Annotated in this window: 18 protein-coding genes and 1 riboswitch; of the genes, 6 read left to right on the top strand and 12 right to left on the bottom strand. The window is 60.3% G+C overall.

What is annotated here, in order from left to right:
- Positions 1-3 precede the first annotated feature (3 nt).
- The 5 genes from ribD to ACHEXK_RS07815 all read right to left on the bottom strand — a co-directional run bounded on the left by ribD (position 4) and on the right by ACHEXK_RS07815 (position 3,924).
- Positions 4-1,131: a bifunctional diaminohydroxyphosphoribosylaminopyrimidine deaminase/5-amino-6-(5-phosphoribosylamino)uracil reductase RibD gene (ribD, locus tag ACHEXK_RS07835; RefSeq protein ID WP_416548897.1), complete on the bottom strand. Its 1,128-nt coding sequence runs from the start codon at positions 1,129-1,131 to the stop codon at positions 4-6.
- 95 nt (positions 1,132-1,226) lie between these two features.
- Positions 1,227-1,652, bottom strand: coding sequence for a type IV pilus modification PilV family protein (locus tag ACHEXK_RS07830; RefSeq protein WP_416544959.1), 426 nt, complete (start codon positions 1,650-1,652; stop codon positions 1,227-1,229).
- Positions 1,649-2,866 (bottom strand): hypothetical protein, encoded by a 1,218-nt coding sequence (locus tag ACHEXK_RS07825; RefSeq protein WP_416544957.1) that lies wholly within the window; start codon positions 2,864-2,866, stop codon positions 1,649-1,651. Before ACHEXK_RS07825 ends, ACHEXK_RS07830 begins: the two co-directional genes overlap by 4 nt.
- Positions 2,863-3,510, bottom strand: a complete 648-nt coding sequence (locus tag ACHEXK_RS07820) for a PulJ/GspJ family protein (protein WP_416544955.1) — start codon at positions 3,508-3,510, stop codon at positions 2,863-2,865. Before ACHEXK_RS07820 ends, ACHEXK_RS07825 begins: the two co-directional genes overlap by 4 nt.
- 12 nt (positions 3,511-3,522) lie before the next feature.
- Positions 3,523-3,924, bottom strand: coding sequence for a type IV pilin protein (locus ACHEXK_RS07815; RefSeq protein ID WP_416544953.1), 402 nt, complete (start codon positions 3,922-3,924; stop codon positions 3,523-3,525).
- A 173-nt stretch (positions 3,925-4,097) separates the two neighbouring features.
- Between ACHEXK_RS07815 and ACHEXK_RS07810 the strand changes: the two genes are divergently transcribed.
- Positions 4,098-4,670, top strand: coding sequence for a GspH/FimT family pseudopilin (locus tag ACHEXK_RS07810; protein ID WP_416544951.1), 573 nt, complete (start codon positions 4,098-4,100; stop codon positions 4,668-4,670).
- A gap of 25 nt (positions 4,671-4,695) precedes the next feature.
- On the opposite strand, the gene nrdR is transcribed toward ACHEXK_RS07810, so the two are convergent.
- From nrdR to ACHEXK_RS07795, 3 genes are all read right to left on the bottom strand, one after another.
- Positions 4,696-5,145 (bottom strand): transcriptional regulator NrdR, encoded by a 450-nt coding sequence (nrdR, locus tag ACHEXK_RS07805; RefSeq protein WP_416544949.1) that lies wholly within the window; start codon positions 5,143-5,145, stop codon positions 4,696-4,698.
- Between the two features lie 12 nt (positions 5,146-5,157).
- Positions 5,158-6,402: a serine hydroxymethyltransferase gene (gene glyA / locus ACHEXK_RS07800; protein ID WP_416544947.1), complete on the bottom strand. Its 1,245-nt coding sequence runs from the start codon at positions 6,400-6,402 to the stop codon at positions 5,158-5,160.
- A 51-nt stretch (positions 6,403-6,453) separates the two neighbouring features.
- Positions 6,454-6,627: riboswitch (ZMP/ZTP riboswitch) on the bottom strand.
- Between the two features lie 86 nt (positions 6,628-6,713).
- Positions 6,714-7,421: a transglycosylase SLT domain-containing protein gene (locus ACHEXK_RS07795; protein ID WP_416544945.1), complete on the bottom strand. Its 708-nt coding sequence runs from the start codon at positions 7,419-7,421 to the stop codon at positions 6,714-6,716.
- Between the two features lie 481 nt (positions 7,422-7,902).
- Between ACHEXK_RS07795 and ACHEXK_RS07790 the strand changes: the two genes are divergently transcribed.
- Positions 7,903-10,557 (top strand): DUF349 domain-containing protein, encoded by a 2,655-nt coding sequence (locus ACHEXK_RS07790; RefSeq protein WP_416544943.1) that lies wholly within the window; start codon positions 7,903-7,905, stop codon positions 10,555-10,557.
- A 75-nt stretch (positions 10,558-10,632) separates the two neighbouring features.
- On the opposite strand, the gene ACHEXK_RS07785 is transcribed toward ACHEXK_RS07790, so the two are convergent.
- The 4 genes from ACHEXK_RS07785 to ACHEXK_RS07770 form a co-directional block, all read right to left on the bottom strand.
- The gene (locus tag ACHEXK_RS07785; RefSeq protein ID WP_416544941.1) at positions 10,633-11,412 is read right to left on the bottom strand and encodes a UDP-2,3-diacylglucosamine diphosphatase; all 780 of its coding nucleotides are present in this window, start codon (positions 11,410-11,412) and stop codon (positions 10,633-10,635) included.
- 12 nt (positions 11,413-11,424) lie between these two features.
- Entirely contained in the window at positions 11,425-11,931 is a 507-nt protein-coding gene (locus ACHEXK_RS07780) for a peptidylprolyl isomerase (RefSeq protein WP_416544939.1), read from the bottom strand.
- Positions 11,932-11,935: 4 nt separating this feature from the next.
- The gene (locus ACHEXK_RS07775; protein ID WP_416544937.1) at positions 11,936-12,601 is read right to left on the bottom strand and encodes a peptidylprolyl isomerase; all 666 of its coding nucleotides are present in this window, start codon (positions 12,599-12,601) and stop codon (positions 11,936-11,938) included.
- Between the two features lie 87 nt (positions 12,602-12,688).
- Complete coding sequence (locus ACHEXK_RS07770; RefSeq protein WP_416544935.1) at positions 12,689-13,201, bottom strand: tetratricopeptide repeat protein; 513 nt, start codon at positions 13,199-13,201, stop codon at positions 12,689-12,691.
- 248 nt (positions 13,202-13,449) lie between these two features.
- Between ACHEXK_RS07770 and cysS the strand changes: the two genes are divergently transcribed.
- The 4 genes from cysS to tilS are packed head-to-tail and all read left to right on the top strand — an operon-like array spanning position 13,450 to position 17,480.
- Positions 13,450-14,832, top strand: a complete 1,383-nt coding sequence (cysS, locus tag ACHEXK_RS07765) for a cysteine--tRNA ligase (protein ID WP_416544933.1) — start codon at positions 13,450-13,452, stop codon at positions 14,830-14,832.
- Positions 14,829-15,476, top strand: coding sequence for a DNA-3-methyladenine glycosylase family protein (locus ACHEXK_RS07760; protein ID WP_416544931.1), 648 nt, complete (start codon positions 14,829-14,831; stop codon positions 15,474-15,476). Before cysS ends, ACHEXK_RS07760 begins: the two co-directional genes overlap by 4 nt.
- Positions 15,477-15,520: 44 nt before the next feature.
- Positions 15,521-16,495, top strand: a complete 975-nt coding sequence (locus ACHEXK_RS07755; RefSeq protein ID WP_416544929.1) for an acetyl-CoA carboxylase carboxyltransferase subunit alpha — start codon at positions 15,521-15,523, stop codon at positions 16,493-16,495.
- A 28-nt stretch (positions 16,496-16,523) separates the two neighbouring features.
- The gene (tilS, locus tag ACHEXK_RS07750) at positions 16,524-17,480 is read left to right on the top strand and encodes a tRNA lysidine(34) synthetase TilS (protein ID WP_416544927.1); all 957 of its coding nucleotides are present in this window, start codon (positions 16,524-16,526) and stop codon (positions 17,478-17,480) included.
- Positions 17,481-17,544: the final 64 nt, after the last annotated feature.

The raw sequence follows: 17,544 nt of genomic DNA, 5'->3' as shown, positions 1-17,544 counted from the left end.
ACGTCATGGCTCGCGCTGTCCTGAGTCTGGTGCTCGGCGCAACAGCAAGCGCAGATCCGAGCCGATGCGGTCCACCGCATGAAAGCCCAGCTTGACTGCGCCAGCCAAATCGGTGAGTCCAGGCAGGTTGGCCATGCCCTGGCCCGGGCCCAGCAATTGAGGGGCCAGGTAAACCAAAAATTCGTCCACCAGCCCTTCGCGGATGAAAGAGCCGTTGAGCTTGTGCCCGGCTTCCACATGCAGTTCGTTGATCTCGCGCCCTGCCAGATCGCGCAGCAGTGCCGACAGATCAACTTTGCCGCCAGGACCGGGGCAGTCGATCACCGTCACGCCGCGTGCCGTCAGGGCGGCGCGTTTGTCCGCTTGATCTGACGTGGCGGTGTAAATCCAGATTTGCCGGGCTTGCTCGCCCGCGCCTTGTGTGCCCAACAATTTGGCATGCAAGGGCATGTCGAGGCGGCTGTCCACCACCACCAGGTGGGGTTGCCGGGGCGCCGCCAAGTCGCGGACGTTCAACAGCGGGTCGTCTTCGAGCACGGTGCCAATACCGGTCAGGATGGCGCAGGCACGGGCCCGCCAGGCATGGCCATCAGCGCGGGCCTGGGGGCCGGTGATCCATTGGCTTTGGCCGTTTAGCAGCGCGGTTTGCCCGTCGAGCGAGGCGGCCACTTTCATGCGCACCCAAGGCAAACCGCGCTCCATGCGGCTGAAAAACCCGATGTTCAGTTCACGCGCCTGCACAGCGATGTCGCTTGCCGGGCGCAAGGTTTCGGTTTGCACGCCTGCGGCCGCCAAGCGCGACATGCCTTGGCCGGCGACTTTCGGGTTGGGGTCGTGCATGGCCGACACGACGCGGCCCATGCCCGCAGCGGCCAAGGCGTCGCAGCAAGGTCCGGTGCGGCCTTGGTGGGCGCAAGGCTCCAGCGTGACCCAGGCCGTGGCCCCTTGCACCTTGTGCCCGCGTGCGGCCGCATCGCGCAGCGCCATGATTTCGGCATGTGGGCCGCCTGCACGTTGGGTGTGGCCTTGGCCCAGCACCGAGCCGTCGGCGGCCGTGATGACGCAACCCACGCGCGGGTTGGGCGAAGTCAGCCAGAGGGCTTGTCTGGCCAAATCCAAGGCCATTTGCATGGGTGAAGGGGGGGCGATCGCAGGGGTCACGGCAAAAATTATTAAAGAGTGTTCAATTTCCAATGAGCGCGCTGTGGACCTGGGGTCCGAGCCCATCAAGGCAAGGATACGCCAACCCAGGATGGCAGGTCCGAGACGCTGCTGTGCCAGTTGATCAGGCCTAGATGGCCTTCGGGCTGGACAGGCCAAGTCACGCGCACATGCAAATCGCTCAGCCCCCCGTCTGCGCCAAAGGTGCTGTGCGCGTGGCGTGTGTAGCGCACGCCTTGCCGGTGGAGGACTTCTTCGCCAGGGCACCCACTTTCTTCGCCATGGGCGGCCAAGGGAGACGGGGCACGCAAGCAATCCATGGCCTCTTGCGCCAGTTGCTGGGCCACGGTGTGTTGGCGGTTTTGGTGGGCCGTGTGCAGGGTTTGGAGGGTCAGTTGAGTGGCACCCAGCAACCCGATGCCCAAAACGGCTGAGGCGATCAGGGCTTCCACCAGGGCCATGCCTTGCTGTGTTTGGGGCCGTAGCGTCATGGTGCGTCGCTGCTCCAACTGCCGTTGACGCGCTGGGGCCGAGCGGCATCGATGCCAGCAGGCCAGCTCACGCTGTATGCGCGTCGCGCATGTGGATGGGCCAGCACGGTGCCCTGTTGCCATTCGGGCATGCCCGACTCGACCACCAACTGGCCTTCCATGGTCCCGCCTTGCCAGCCGCGCATTTTCTCGTCGTCACAAGCCGAGTCCATCAAAACGCTGCCCACAATGCGTGCGCTGACCCGAATGGACGGGCAGCGATGGGCGCAGGCCAGGGCCGAGAAGGCCAGCAAGACGGGTTGTTCAGTGCTGCCCACGCTCAGTGTCCACTCATTGGGGCTGTCAATCCAGTAAACCGTGCGGGCAGGGGAGGTGAGCTGCGTCAGACCGTTGCGTTCTTGTGCACTGGACCACGCTTGCAGTTGTGCATCGGTGATGTCACCCAAAACGCTGCGCCAAGCCGCGCGATGGCAAGGGCTGCGCGTCTGGACGGTGGACGGCCCGGTTTGACCGCCTGCGCCAGGCAGGCTGGAAGGGTTCAAGGCCAAGCAAGCCTCTTTTTCAGCCGCTGAGATGGTGCCGTTGTGGTTGGTGTCCGGCACAAAATGCGTTTGCACCGCAGGGGCTATGGCCATGCCCGTGCAAGCCACGCCTTGGCCAACCAAGGGGCAAACGCGCAAACGAGCGCCCACATATTCACTGATGCAGCCGTTCACCACCAAGGCCGCTGGCGTTGCCAGCTCGGGCGCCGGAGCCACAGCAGGAATGAACACGCTCTCGCGAACGTGCGCCGTGCTGTGGTGCCCGTCGATGCGGGCGCTGGCTTGCAGCATCAGCACATGTGGTGACACCACCAGATCGCGCACAGCAAGGGCGCTCAAGTGGGCTTGTGGCATGGCTGGGTGCTGGGGCAGGGGCAAGCGGCTGCACGCCCATTGGGGTCCAGCATGGCTTGGGGGGCAGTCTGCTTGGCCGAGTAAAACCGAGGGCCAGCCAGGAGACGTTCTGGTCACTTCGACTTGGGCGAGGGCCAGTGCAGCATCGGCTGCCATTCGGGCCTGCGCTGCGTGAGCATGGTTGTGGGTGGCCAATTGCTCCACCAGCACGCTGCGGGCGCTGTAAAAGCTGGTCAAGCTGGCCAAGATGACCAAGCCCATGGCCACCAACAGGGTGACGGCCCCTGCTTGCCGCACTCTCGTTGATGTGGCTGTCATGGGCAAAACAAATCCATTCGGCTGACAGGCACGGCATTGCGAATGTGGATCTTGCGCTGAAGTTGGACTTGGCGGCCCGCATCGCCGGGCCACTGTGCGGTCATGCTCAAGTCGACGCGGCGCTGCAACCAACCCTGTGCTTTGGTGCAATGGAGCTGCCATTCAAGCTGCGTCAATTGCAGACTCGCTGTGTCGTTGAGGGCGGTCCACACCTCGGGGCTGCAAGCGGTACGCGCCTGCAATGCCCCTTTGACCAGGCGAAAGCCCAAGCACTCGTTGTTGTCTTTCGTCCCATTATGGTTGCGGTCATGGCTGAACGTGATGCGGCTGCCGTGGATGCTGAAGTCATCCAACCCGGCGCAAAATGGGTCCGCGCACTCACCAGGGGAACGCGTTTGCCATGCGTTGGCGACAAAGTGGGCTTGGTTCAATTCCCGAGCCATCCAGTCCACAGCCGAGCGCAGGTCGTGCTGTAGCTGGCTGTCTTGGCGTGCCATGCGGTGACCACGCAGCTGGTTGGCCAGCAGCGCACTGCCCCCAGCCAACGCCACCAAACCCACCGTCAAGCCCACCAGCAACCCCATGAGGGTTTCGCCTTGCATGTTGCCCATCTGGTGCTGCCTTGGTTTGAATGGCCTGGTCATGGACAAGCCCCTTCAACGGCGCCAGCAGCGAGCAGGGTCACTGTTTGGGTGATCAGCTGCACCCCAAACGGCTGTGGCGCCGCCTTGCCATGTCAGGCGCAAGGGGGTGCAGGGTTGGTCAGCTGCTTGACTTCCCAGAGCTGTGGCCAGTGCAGTGTAGGCATCGGCCGAGACGTCGATCAGCGAGATTTGGTAGTGGCCTTGCGGTGAGCGGTCATGGGCCCAACCCAACTCGGTCAGTGATTCGGCGTAACGGTCTTGGCTGCTGCGCCACCGCGCCTGGTCCACTTGCAGTTGCAACAACGCGGCATGACCGTCACTGCGCCGAGCCTGACGTTGCTGCTGCTGATAAGTGGGTACAGCCAGCGCCGCCAAAATGCCCATCAAACCCAGGGTGATCAGCAGATCAGACAATGTCCAACCCCGACTGTGCGTCTGCAGCGGCCAACTCCCTTGGGAGGCTCCGCGAGCCTGATGCTTCCCCGTGCGCTTTGAGTCCATGTGCGATGCCCTCTGTTTCGATGAATTGTGTTCTTATGTATTCATCTTGTACAGTGCCAGGTCCTTCCTGTCTGTCCTTGACCACCATGAATGGTTTCGTCCACACCCATCGCCGACGTGCTGCCGTCTTCAGGTCATGGGGCTTCACCCTGCTGGAGGCTTTGGTGGTGCTGGCCATTTTGGGTGTGCTGTTGAGTTTGGCAGTGCCCAGCGTGAACAACCTCTACGCCAAGCACCGTTTGCAGGCGCAAGCAGAGGGTTTGCTGCGCAGTTTGCAACTGGCCCGCTCGGAGGCCTTGCGTCGTCAGCAGCCTGTCACCCTGTGCGCCCGTGCCCATGCGCAATGTGACACTGAACCCAACTGGCAGCTCGGTTGGTGGGTGTTTGTGGACACCAACCACAATGCCCGGCGGGACGAAGAAGAGCCCCTGATTGAGGTGTACGAGCCCTTGCCGCCCATGTTTTTTTGGGGGGCCGACAGCACGGTCAGGGCTTATTTTTCGTATGGGCCTGAAGGGCGCAGCCAAAGTCCCAGCGGCGCGTTCATGGCAGGGACGTGGCGTTTTTGTCGACCTGCATCCACAGAAGGCTGGAAAGTGGTCAGCAACGCGTTGGGTCAGCCGCGCGCTGAAAAGTACACCGCAGCGCAATGCCCATGAGTGGACACCAGCATCGCTGGGGTGGTCAGCTTTGGACTTCGTCCACCAGGGTCTTGAACGCGTCGATGTCTTCGAAATTGCGGTACACGCTGGCAAAGCGGACATAGGCCACTTTGTCGAGTTTTTTCAGCTCGCGCATGACCAACTCGCCAATGCGGTGAGAGGACACCTCGCGAATGCCCAGATTCAGCAGTTTTTCTTCGATGCGCTCAATCGCAGCGTCCACCTGATCGGTGCTGACGGGCCGTTTGCGCAAAGCCAGGTTCAGGCTGCCCAGCAATTTGTCGCGCTGGTAATCGATTCGACGGCCGTCTTTTTTGACGATGGCTGGAAAGTTGACTTCCGGCTTTTCGTAGGTGGTGAAGCGCTTTTCGCAAGCCCCACATTGGCGACGCCTGCGAATGAAATCCCCGTCTTCAGCCAGACGTGTCTCCACCACTTGGGTTTCAAGGTGGCTGCAAAACGGGCATTTCATCGCGCGGACCGATCAGCCGTAAACCGGGAAACGGCTGGTCAGCGCGTGCACCTTGGCACGCACAGCGGCCAAGTTGGCTTCGTCCAGTGGGTTGTCCAGCACATCGGCAATCAAATGGGCTGTGGCGCGGGCTTCCTCGTCCTTGAAACCACGGGTGGTCATGGCAGGGGTGCCGATGCGAACGCCACTGGTCACGAATGGCTTTTCAGGGTCGTTCGGGATGGCGTTTTTGTTGATGGTCATGTGGGCGTTGCCCAAAGCCGCTTCGGCCACCTTGCCGGTGATGCCTTTGGCGCGCAGGTCCACCAGCATGACGTGGCTTTGGGTGCCGCCGCTGACAATGCGCAGGCCGCGCGCGGTCAAGGTTTCGGCAATGATCTGCGCGTTCTTGATCACTTGGGCTTGGTAGGCCTTGAATTCAGGCTGCAATGCTTCTTTGAAAGCCACCGCCTTGGCGGCGATCACATGCATGAGCGGGCCGCCTTGCAGGCCAGGGAAGATGGCGCTGTTGATGGCTTTTTCGTGCTCGGCTTTCATCAAGATAATGCCGCCGCGTGGACCGCGCAGGCTTTTGTGGGTGGTCGAGGTGACCACATCGGCATGGGGCACGGGGTTGGGGTAGACGCCTGCGGCAATCAAACCTGCGTAATGGGCCATGTCCACCAAAAAGATGGCGCCGATTTCCTTGGCCACTTTGGCAAATCGGGCAAAGTCGATGTGCAGCGAATAGGCCGATGCACCGGCAATGATCAACTTGGGCTTGGTTTCGCGGGCCTTGGCTTCCATCGCTTCGTAATCGATCGCTTCGTTGGCGTCCAAACCGTAACTCACCACGTTGAACCATTTGCCCGACATGTTCAGTGGCATGCCGTGGGTCAGGTGGCCGCCTTCGGCCAGGCTCATGCCCATGATGGTGTCACCGGGTTTCAAAAAAGCCAGAAACACGGCTTCGTTGGCCGAGGCGCCGCAATGGGGCTGAACGTTGGCGGCTTCGGCACCGAAAATTTGCTTGATGCGGTCGATCGCCAACTGCTCGGCCACATCCACGTGCTCGCAGCCACCGTAGTAGCGCTTGCCCGGATAGCCCTCGGCGTATTTGTTGGTCAGCTGGCTGCCTTGAGCGGCCATGACGGCGGGCGAGGCGTAGTTTTCGCTGGCGATCAGCTCAATGTGGTGTTCTTGGCGCGCATTTTCGGCTTGGATGGCGGCGAAAAGCTCGGGATCAGTTTGTTCAATCAATGTATTGCGGTGGTACATGGCAGTCCTTTGGATGGATGTGACCTTGCCCAAAACAACGGGGTCTTTGACAAGGGCTGCCCAGGCGAACGGCTGAAAACCCGCGACGGAATTGACGGATCCAGGGCGGGCTGTGCGCTTCCCAGTGGTTTGGAATGGCTCAAGGGGCCATCGCGTTCCACGTCAGAGTGATCCCACTCGGTTTGACCGATCGGGGAGCTCCTATCGCCAGTCGCGCACGGCGTTAGTGTAGCGTAGCCGCTTGGGCCTGTACCCCAGACCCGGGCCTGCCAGGTCCACCCTGCGAGCCCGGGTTCGTGCCGCAGGCTTGGTTATTCCGCGGCTTTTTCAATCAAGAGTTGCTCCGCCATGACCCGGTTGACAAACTGGCCTTCGTCGCTGAAACCCGATGCCAAACCATAAAGCGCCAAGGCCTCTTCTAGCGATTCGGTCTGTTGCATCAGGCCTTGCAGATGCCGCACCCCTACGCGGACATTGGTCAAGGGGTCGAAAGCCGACAAGTTTCCACCAAACTGCGCAAGCGTCTCGGTGTGGGCCTGCAGTTCAATTTGCATCAATCCCACTTGGCCAGGATTGGACGAGGCAAATGGGTTGAAGCGCGATTGCACGGCCATGATGGCCAGGATCAGGCTGGGCGGCAATTGGCTGCGCTCCCCGAGGCTCCAGGCTTCCGCCACCATCGCGCCCAAAGGCTCTGCGGACACCCGGTATTTTCGGCTGAGCCAGCGTGTGACCCCCAACTGCGGCGGGGTCAGTTTTTGCATGTCCTTGGCGGTCGACCGACTGGCTGCATCGCGCTGCGGTGTGGGTTCTTGATTTTCCGATTGGCGAATTTGGAGCCAACCCAGCAGGGCCCCACTCGCTGTGGCTTGCAAGTCGGGCCGGACCGAAAAAGTCAAGGTGACCAACACGATGGCCAATCCGAACAAGGCCAAGCCGTGTCGGGTGATTTCGACAAACCCTTCTTTGACGTCGGTGACAAAGGTCTTGAAAGACAAGACCAAGTGGGGCATGTTCATGGTGCGGTGAACGCTTGTCCTCTAGGGCCCGCCGCCAATGGCAGGAGATTCAAAGCAAGGCGGGACGATTCACATGGCGCTGAGCTTGGCCATCCAGTCAGCGGGCGTTGACCCAGACCATGGGGGGTCTGTGGGGGCAAAAATTTTTTGATATTTGCTAAAAACGCTTTTATTTTAGAAATATCAAATACCAAGTCAAGACTATCAATGTCAATCCATAGATTAGACGGGTATAAAGGTGGCATGCAGCGCCTCAATTCACCAGAGAATGTGTCGTATTCGTGTCAGCGCACCAGGTCGAGCGAAATCCCGGCGAAAATACGGGGTTGTTGTTGGCTGTTGGTTTTAAGACTGAAGCTCTCCGATGACCCCGATGCCGCATTGGCATGAACCGTGTTTTAAAGTTTTTACCGTGACCTCAATCTCCAAGCCCCTTGACCTTGCTGCCCTTGACCAATCCACTGGGGGCGCCTTCAACGCCATGACCTCCGGGGAACGCAGTGCCAAGCTGCGCGAATGGCTCACGACAGAACCTTCGTTCGATCTGTTGTCCGAGGTCTACCGCGAAATGTCCTCTCGCGACAAAGGTGCTGCCAAGTTGCTCAAGGAAAAGCTCGAAGAGCTCAAGCGCTTACAGGGACAAGATGTGCTGGCCAGCGATTGGGCTCAAAAAGCCGAGCAGCTGTTGCAGGCGCCACGGTTGAACATTGGCGATGCCATGGCCTGGCAACGGGATGCCGCCAAAGCCGGTGCGCCACTGTCGCGCGAACCACTGGCCAGTTGGAAGGTCCGATTGGCCGAGGTGGTCAAAGGCGTTGAAGATTTGCAACACCAGGTGATGGTGCAGCGTGAAGCCGCGGTGCTGTTGGCCCAGCGCATCGAAGTGCTGTCGACCAAGTCGATGGCTGAAGCCCAATTGGCCCTGACGGGTTTGCAAAGTGATGTGGACCAATGGCAGGCCCAAGCGCAGCAGTTGACCGCCAATGTGGTTTGGCCCAGCGTGGACCCCAAGTTTCCGGTTCAACTGGACACCGCCTTGAGTCAATTGCAGGCTGTTTGGCAAGGTTTCTCGGCCGCTTTGGCTTTGGCCCAGCAGGCCCAGACCGACGCCGCTGTTCCCTTGCCGTCGGTGCCTGTGTGGGCCGATGAAGTTCGACGCTTGCGTGGGGAGGCTGTGGCCGAAGTGCTGGCACCTGCCCCAGGCGCTCATGTGCAAGCGGCCGAGTCAGGGCAAGACGCCAAACCAGCCAAACCCAAAATGGATGCGGCCCAGCGCCAAGCCCTGCGCGAGCAAGCGGGCAAGGCTGTGACCGAGGTGTTGGAAGCGTTGGAAAAGCAGACCACAGAAAGCCCAGGCGTGTCGCTGCCGGATGGGGTGCATGCATTGCGAGCCGCACTTCAAATTCACGGCAAAAACCTGGACACCACCTTGGATGAGCGCGTGCATTTGGCGCTGACCGCTGCAGGCGATGCACAGGGGTGGCAACGTTGGTTGGCTGACCAAGTGCGCCAAAGTTTGGTGGCCCAGGCCGAAGGGCTGCTGGGCGCCGACAAAGTGCCCACAGTGGGTGGCCGCAAGATGCAAGACAAGCTGCGTCAATTGCGCGACAGCTGGAAGCAAACGGACCAAGCCGGCTTGCCCAATCATGCGCTTTGGAAGCGTTTTGATGCCGCTTGTAACGAAGCCTACAAAGCGGTTTTGGCTTGGCTTGAGCAGATGAAGAAAGAGTCCGCAGAGCACCGCGCCCAACGCGTGGCCCTCATGGACGAAGTCAAAGCCTGGACCATGGCCAATTCAGACAGCGACGACTGGCGAGCCCAGCTGCGTGCCTTGCACCAATTTGCCGACCGTTGGCGCAATGCGGGACACCTGAGCGAAAAATCGTTTGGTGAAATGCAGTCGCAGTGGAAAGTGATTTTCAAAGCCGCCGCAGCGCGCCTTGAAGCGGCCCAAAAAGCCAGCGTGGAACGTCGCCAGGCCTTGATCAACGAGGCCCGTGAAGTGGGCGCAGCACCCGCTTTGCGTGTGGATGCGGTCAAAGCTTTGCAGCAGCGCTGGCAAGTCGAAGCCCAAGCCGTGCCCTTGGACCGCAAGACGGAGCAAAAACTTTGGGAAGTGTTCCGTGCACCGCTGGACGAAGCCTTCCAACGCAAAGGGACCGAGCGCCACGCCTCAGCGGCCCCGTTGACCGCCCGAGACCGTGCCGTGATCGATGCATCTCAAGCCCTGGAGGACGCCAATGCCGCAGGCGACGCCGGAAAAATTCGTGCTGCCATGGCCGCCTTGGATGCCGCATTGCGTGGCCAAGCCCAAGAGGTTCAGGCCGCGGCAGTTGCAGCGCCATCTGCGCCTGCACCCGTCGTGGAAACAGAGGCCTTAGCCGCCGCCGATGCCCCCGGTGAGTCCGTTCAAGCGGGCGCCGACGGCGCCGTTGCCGAAGAGGCACAGGCCCCGGCCATCCCAGTTTCTCCACCCAAGCCCGCCAAACCCGTTGTCGCGGTTCGTGGTGATGACCGACCTGGCCAAAAGAAAACCGAAGCCTCGGTGGCGCGCGATGGCCGTCGCGATGGCCGGCCTGGTGAGCGCGGAGCGCGTCCCGGTGCAGACCGTGGTGGCGATCGTTTCGGTGACCGTGGCCCACGCGGCGATGGTCGAGATTTCCGCGAAGACCGGGGGCCTCGTTTGGGTGACGCCGCATTCCGTGCGCAACGTGAAGCCATGGAGCGGGCTGAGATGTCCTTGCGCAAATTGGCTGCGCAAGCCCATGGTGAATCCCTGACCCGTTTGATGAGCGCTTGGCAATCCCGCCAAGCCGACGCGTTGCCCAGTGCGCAAGAGCTGGGTCGGACGATCAATGCGGCCACGCGCCAAGCTTGGGTGCAGGCGGTCAGTGCGCAGGCCAAAACCCCATCGGCAACCGCTTTGCTGCGCTTGGAAATGGCTGCTGAAGTGCCCACACCAGCCGACAACTTGAGCGAGCGCCGCATGCTCCAATTGCAGTTGCTGACCCAGCGCAATCAGCCCGGTCCCCTTGAAACCTGGGGACAGGATGTGGCGCAGGTCTTGTCCGGACCGCACGAGGAGACCACGGCGCGCCGTTTGCAAAACGTCTTGAAAAACCTGCTGCGCGGTTGATTCAGCGGCTGCAAGCCCAACGGCCGCTTTTGAGCGGCCGTTTTTTTGTCTCGGGGTTTCGAAAAGAAAGTCGCTTTAAGGCCAATTGATGCGTTCTAAATCGCCATCGCGCTTGAGCCTGAGTGCCTGCGCGCGCCAGGGGGCATGGTCCAAAGACCAGTCGCTCAGCACATGGCGGTGGGCCGCCCCCAAAGCATGATCGGCGGGGCGGTGGGTATGGCCGTGAACCAGTCGATCGGCCTGGGCCTGGACGAGCCAGAATTGGCTCATCTCGTGGTCTGCATCGGCAAAAGACATGCCCTCGTTTTTTTGGGATTCACTCAAAGCACGCAAACCACGGGCAAATTCTTGGCGCTCGGCCAAAGGCTTGGCCAAAAAAGCCTGCTGCCATTGGGGTTGACGGGCCTGTGATCGGAAGGCTTGGTAAGGTTGATCGTCCAGGCACAAAGCATCGCCGTGGGTCAGCAAGATGCGCTGCGCACCCAGCTCCAGCAAGGTGGGGTCGTTCAGGAGTTCCACGCCACCGCCACCCAAGTAATCTGGGCCGACCAAAAAATCACGGTTTCCTGGCATGAAGGCCACGTATTTTTGCGACGAGGTTTGTTTCAGGACCTCGGCACAACGCTGCAAAAATGGGTCAGAGTTGGCGGCATCGTCGCCGACCCAAACTTCAAACAAGTCCCCCAATATCAGCACCGCATCCGCGGTGGTGCTGGCCATGTAGGCTCGCCAGGCTTCGAAGGTAGCGGTCTCGCAGGCCTGCAGATGCAGGTCCGAGATCAGGTCCACGGTGAGCCATGCCGAAGGCGCAGTCAACAAGCCGATCTTCGGCCGGGTGGTGCGCGGGTCGGACATGGCGGCGCCCACTCAGATGGCGACGGCTTTTTCGATCACGACGTCCTCTTTGGGCACGTCACCGTGGCCGCCGCGGTTGCCGGTCTTGACGCCCTCGATCTGGTCGACAACCTCGGTGCCTTTGACCACTTTGCCAAACACGGCATAGCCCCAGCCTTGCATGGAAGGTGCGGTGTGGTTCAGGAAGTCGTTTTTGGACACGTTGATGAAGAACTGAGCCGTGGCCGAGTGGGGCGCCGAGGTGCGGGCCATGGCCACGGTGTACTTGTCATTTTTCAGGCCGTTGTTGGCTTCGTTCTCAATGGTCGCATCGGTCGGCTTTTGGCCCATGCCCGGCTCAAAGCCTCCGCCTTGGACCATGAAGCCGGGGATCACACGGTGAAAAATGGTGTTGTTGTAGTGGCCCTTGTTCACATAGGCGAGAAAATTTTCCGTCGACTTGGGGGCTTTTTCGGCGTCCAGTTCGAGTGTGATGACGCCGTAGCCGGTGATGTGCAGTTCAACTTGGGGGTTGCTCATGGTGTTATTTCAACAAAGTGATGGATTGGATGACAACCGGTGTCCGGGGAACATCGGTTGGGAAAGGGCCGCCTGCCCCCGTGGGCGTGTTGCGGATTTTTTGGACCACGTCCATGCCGGACGTGACTTTGCCAAAAACGGTGTAGCCAAACAGTTGGGGTGCGTTCAGCAGTTGGGCGCGGGCGATGTTTTCGTAGACACGGCCTTGGTATTGAAATTGGGCGACGGGGTCACCCTCCGGAATCGGGGTGGGGTCTAGAAAGGCGTTGTCCACCACGTTGATGAAAAACTGAGCGGTGGCCGATTGCGGATCGTTGGTGCGGGCCATGGCCAAAGTGCCCGTGGTGTTTTTCAGGCCAGCGGCAAGCGTTTGGCGGCCTTCATGGGGCACAGGCGCACGTGTTTTCTTTTCTTTGTATTGGGTGTCATAGCCTCCACCTTGGACCATGAAGCCGGCAATCACCCGGTGAAAAATCGTGCCCTCGTAGTGCTTGTCCTTGACGTATTGCAAAAAGTTGGCCACGGTTTTGGGCGCTTTGTCGGCGTAGAGTTCGGCTTCAATGTCACCCATGGTGGTGCTGATGCGCACTTTGCTCACGCCGCCCGTCTGGGCTTGGCTGGCCATGGGCAGCGCCAGCGCAAAAGCCAGCGTCATGGCCAAAGATGTCATAAAGCGGGATCGGCGCATACGGGACTTTCAGGCGGTATCAATTGGTGTGGGGGGCATGCTGGGGAGGGCGCTCAACGGGGGGCAAGCTCAGGGCACAGACGACAAGAGCAGTTGTTCGGCCGCTTGGCGTTTGCGCATCACGCGGGGCTGCGGGGCAGCCGCTCGATGGGCCTTGTCGTAGGCCTCAATGGCCAAGGCAATGTAGACGTCGCCCAAGTTCTCCAAGGCCGTGCCGTAATCGGGGCGAGCCCGCACAGCCTCTTGCAGCTGAACCAGGGCTTCGGCATAGCGGTTTTGGCGGGCCAACAGCGCGGCCAAGTTGTTGTGCGGTTCAGGCAGCTCAGGGAAAGACTGGGTCAAAGCCTGCAGGGTGGACATCGCCTCAGCCGTTTGCCCTTGGCCATCCTGTATGCGGCTCAGCAAAAGGCGCATTTGCGGGTCGGTTGGACGGGTTTTGAGGTGTTCTTGGGCTTGCGTGTGTGCTTGGGACCATTGTCCAGCACCAATGAGTTGGTTCACGTTTTGGTACACGTCCGCTTGAGCGCCCGCACTCAAGAGCAGCAAAAGACTGGCCAATACGAACGAAAGTAGAGCTTGCATGCGCGCCAAAAGTGTTGGATTCGAGCTGCCAGGAACTGGGAGCAGGGGTTCCGTCAGAGATATACTGAACGGTCATTGTAGCGGAGGGCACCCCGTCATCAGGCCGTGATCAAGGGCTGATGTTCACCCGAAACGCCGGGTTGGGGGTCTGCTTCTTGGCCTTGAATTGATCTTTTACCCCGAGCCGACCAGATGCCGATGCCGGACACTGTCGTGTGGGTGCTTGTACACAAAATCTTTGATCTGACATGAGTCTGCGCATTTTCAACACGCTGAGCCGTGCTGTCTCCGAGTTCTCACCGGCCGAGCCCGGTCATGTGCGCATGTATGTCTGCGGCATGACCGTGTACGACTTGTGCCATCTGGGCCACGCCCGTTCCATGATTGCGTTCGATGTGGTGCAGCGCTGGCTCAAAGCGAGTGGTTACCAAGTGACCTATGTGCGCAATGTGACCGACATCGACGACAAAATCATCAAACGCGCCTTGGAAAATGGTGAAACCATCCGCGGCTTGACCGACCGCATGATTGACGCATTGCACCAAGACGCGGATGCCCTGGGCATTGAACGTCCCCAGCATGAGCCGCGCGCCACCGATTACGTGCCCCAAATGCTCAGCATGATCGGCTCGCTGGAACAAAAAGGATTGGCTTACCGCGCAGGCAATGGTGACGTGAATTATTCGGTGCGCAAGTTTGCAGGTTACGGCAAGTTGTCCGGCAAGTCGCTGGACGAATTGAATGCAGGCGAACGCGTGGCGGTGGAGACAGACAAACAAGACCCCTTGGACTTTGTGCTGTGGAAAAGCGCCAAGTCCACCGAGCCCGACGACGTGAAATGGCCCAGTCCCTTTGGTACGGGCCGCCCCGGCTGGCACATCGAATGCTCGGCCATGGCCTGCGAGCTGCTGGGCCAGACATTTGACATCCACGGCGGCGGGGCCGATTTGCAGTTTCCGCACCACGAAAACGAAATCGCCCAAAGCGAAGGCGCCAACGGTCAGCCTTTGGCGCGTTTTTGGATGCACAACGGCTTCATCAATGTGGACAACGAAAAGATGTCCAAGAGCTTGGGCAACTTCTTCACCATCCGTGATGTGCTCCAATCGTTTGACGCCGAGACGGTGCGCTTTTTCATTGTGCGCAGCCACTACCGCAGCGCGCTCAATTACAGCGATGTGCACCTGAACGATGCCAAAAGTGCCTTGAAGCGCCTGTACACCGCGCTCCAAGCCGTGCCGCCGGCGGACGTGACCATTGACTGGGACGACCCTTTGGCCGCTCGCTTCAAAGCGGCCATGGACGAAGACTTCGGCACGCCTGAGGCGGTGGCGGTGTTGTTCGAGCTGGCGGGTGATGCCAACCGCAGCGGCTCTGCCGAGCGTTCAGGTTTGCTCAAAGCGCTGGGTGGCTTGCTGGGTTTGTTGCAGACCGAGCCGACCCAGTACCTTCAGGCGGGTGCGGGTGTGGGTGTGGATGAGGCGACCATTCAAGCGCAAATTCAAGCGCGGGCCGACGCCAAAAAAGCCAAAAACTTTGCCGAAGCCGACCGCATCCGCAACGATCTGCTGGCCCAAGGCATCGTGCTCAAAGACTCGGCCTCTGGCACCACCTGGGAGGCGGCTCAGTGAGCGCTGCAACGACTGCGATCACGCCCGTGACACCCGCATATTGGGCCGAGGCCTGTGCGCACCTGGCCAAAAAAGACCGGGTCATGAAAAAGCTCATCCCCCAATTTGGCAACGCCATTTTGGAGACGCGGGGTGACGCATTCGTCACTTTGGCCCGCTCCATCGTGGGTCAGCAAATCTCCGTCAAGGCCGCCCAGTCGGTCTGGGACCGTTTTTCACTGCTCACCAAGCGCTTGACCCCCGCGGCTGTGCTCAAACTCAAGGTCGATGACATGCGGGCGGCCGGATTGTCGGCGCGCAAAGTGGAATACCTGGTCGATTTGGCCATGCATTTCAGCTCCGGCACAGTGCACGTCACAGCTTGGCAAGAGATGGATGACGAGGCCATCATCGACGAGTTGGTGGCCATCCGGGGCATCGGCCGCTGGACGGCGGAGATGTTTCTGATTTTTCACCTCATGCGCCCCAATGTGTTGCCGCTCGACGATGTGGGCCTGATCAACGGCATCAGCCGCAACTATTTTTCAGGTGAACCGGTCAGCCGCAGCGATGCCCGTGAGGTGGCCCAAGCCTGGAGTCCTTTTGCGACGGTAGCGACTTGGTATATTTGGCGCTCACTGGACCCGGCTCCAGTGGCGTATTGAGGGCGGGACGAGGCGTCCGCCCGGTTTCAACAGAGGAGTCCAACGTGGCCAAAAAAACATTTCTCGACTTTGAGCAACCGGTCGCCGAACTCGAAGCCAAGATCGAAGAGTTGCGTTACGTGCAAACTGAATCGGCGGTGGACATCACCCTCGAAATTGATCAGCTCAGCAAGAAAAGCCAGCAACTGACCAAAGACATTTACAGTGACCTGACCCCCTGGCAGGTCACCAAAATTTCCCGTCACCCCGAGCGGCCCTATACGCTGGATTACATCCATGGCATCTTCACCGACTTTGTCGAGATGCACGGCGACCGCCACTTTGCCGACGATTTGTCCATCGTCGGTGGCTTGGCCCGTTTCAATGGCCAAGCCTGCATGGTGCTGGGCCAACAAAAAGGGCGCGACACCAAAGAGCGCACGCTGCGCAACTTTGGCATGAGCAAGCCCGAGGGCTACCGCAAAGCGCTGCGCCTCATGAAGACCGCCGAGAAGTTCAAGTTGCCCGTGTTCACCTTTGTGGACACACCCGGCGCTTACCCCGGCATCGACGCTGAAGAGCGCGGCCAATCCGAAGCCATTGGCCGCAATATCTTTGAGATGGCCCAATTGGAAGTGCCGATCATCACCACCATCATTGGCGAAGGTGGCTCCGGTGGCGCATTGGCCATCTCGGTGGCCGACCAAGTGCTGATGCTGCAGTATTCGGTCTATTCGGTCATCAGCCCTGAAGGTTGTGCTTCCATTTTGTGGAAAACCAGCGACAAAGCCGAAGTGGCTGCGGATGCTCTGGGCATCACCGCACACCGCCTGAAGGCTTTGAACTTGGTCGACAAAATTGTGAATGAACCCGTTGGCGGTGCCCACAGGGATCCTGATCAAATGGTCTCTTTCCTCAAGCGCGCTTTGGGCGATGCTTGGCGTCAAGTGGCGGATCTCAAGCCCAAAGAGCTGTTGGAGCGCCGCTATGAACGCTTGAACAGCTACGGTCGCTTCACCGATACAAAAGCGGGCAAATGACAGCCCGTTGAGGCTGCGGGCTTCACACATGGCGCAAACCCTTGAACAGGCCTTGGCTGATTTCAGCCCGGGCCTTCCTTTTGCCGTGGCGCTCAGTGGGGGCGCCGATTCCACCGCTTTGCTGCTGGCCTGCGCGCGGCGCTGGCCTGGGCAGGTGAGGGCGGTGCACATCCACCACGGCTTGCAAGCTGCTGCCGACGACTTCGAGCGGCATTGCCGTGTGCTGTGTTTGGCGCTGCAAGTGCCCCTGGTGGTGCGACGCGTGCAGGCCAGGCATGCACCTGGCCAAAGCCCAGAGGATGCGGCTCGCCAAGCCCGTTATGCCTCACTGGCCGAAGCGGTGCTGAACGACTGGCCTGAGGTCCGAGATGTGGCTTTGGCCCAGCATGCCGACGACCAAGTGGAAACGCTGCTGATCGCTTTGTCGCGTGGCGCTGGCCTGCCCGGCTTGGCCAGCATGCCCGCGCATTGGCAGCGGCTAGGCCTGCATTGGCACCGACCCTGCTTGGCCATGCCAAGTCTTGCCTTGCGCCAATGGCTGCAAAGGCAAGGCCAAAGCTGGATCGAAGACCCCAGCAACACCAATGAATCCTTCACCCGCAACCGCATTCGTGCTCGCATCCTGCCTGTGCTGGCCGAGACTTTGCCCGCTTTTCGCGAAACCTTCTCACGCAGTGCCGCCCACGCGGCCCAAGCCCAAGAGGTGTTGGATGAGGTGGCCGCCCAAGACCTGGCGCTTGTGGGCGTGCCGCCGCGCATCCAGGCCTTGCAGCAACTCAGTCGCGCCCGTCAGTCGCTGGTGCTGCGTCACTGGTTACGCCAGCACCATGCTGCGACGCCCAGCACCGCACAGTTGCATGAATTGCTGGACCAATTAGCCGCCTGCACCACCCGAGGTCATCGGCTTCATATCAAAGTGGGGCAAGGATTCATGGCGCGCGAAGCGCAACGGTTGGTTTGGCACAGCACTGCTGCTCAAAGTTGATCACCGGCCCCAGCGGCGTGAGACATCCCAGGCTGGAAGGGGTCAAGAACTTGTCAGGCCCTTG

Source organism: Limnohabitans sp. DCL3 (genome assembly GCF_048019295.1).
Lineage (GTDB): Bacteria > Pseudomonadota > Gammaproteobacteria > Burkholderiales > Burkholderiaceae_C > Limnohabitans_A.
Note: the sequence above shows the minus strand (reverse complement) of the source record. Positions and strands in the feature narration are given on the sequence as shown.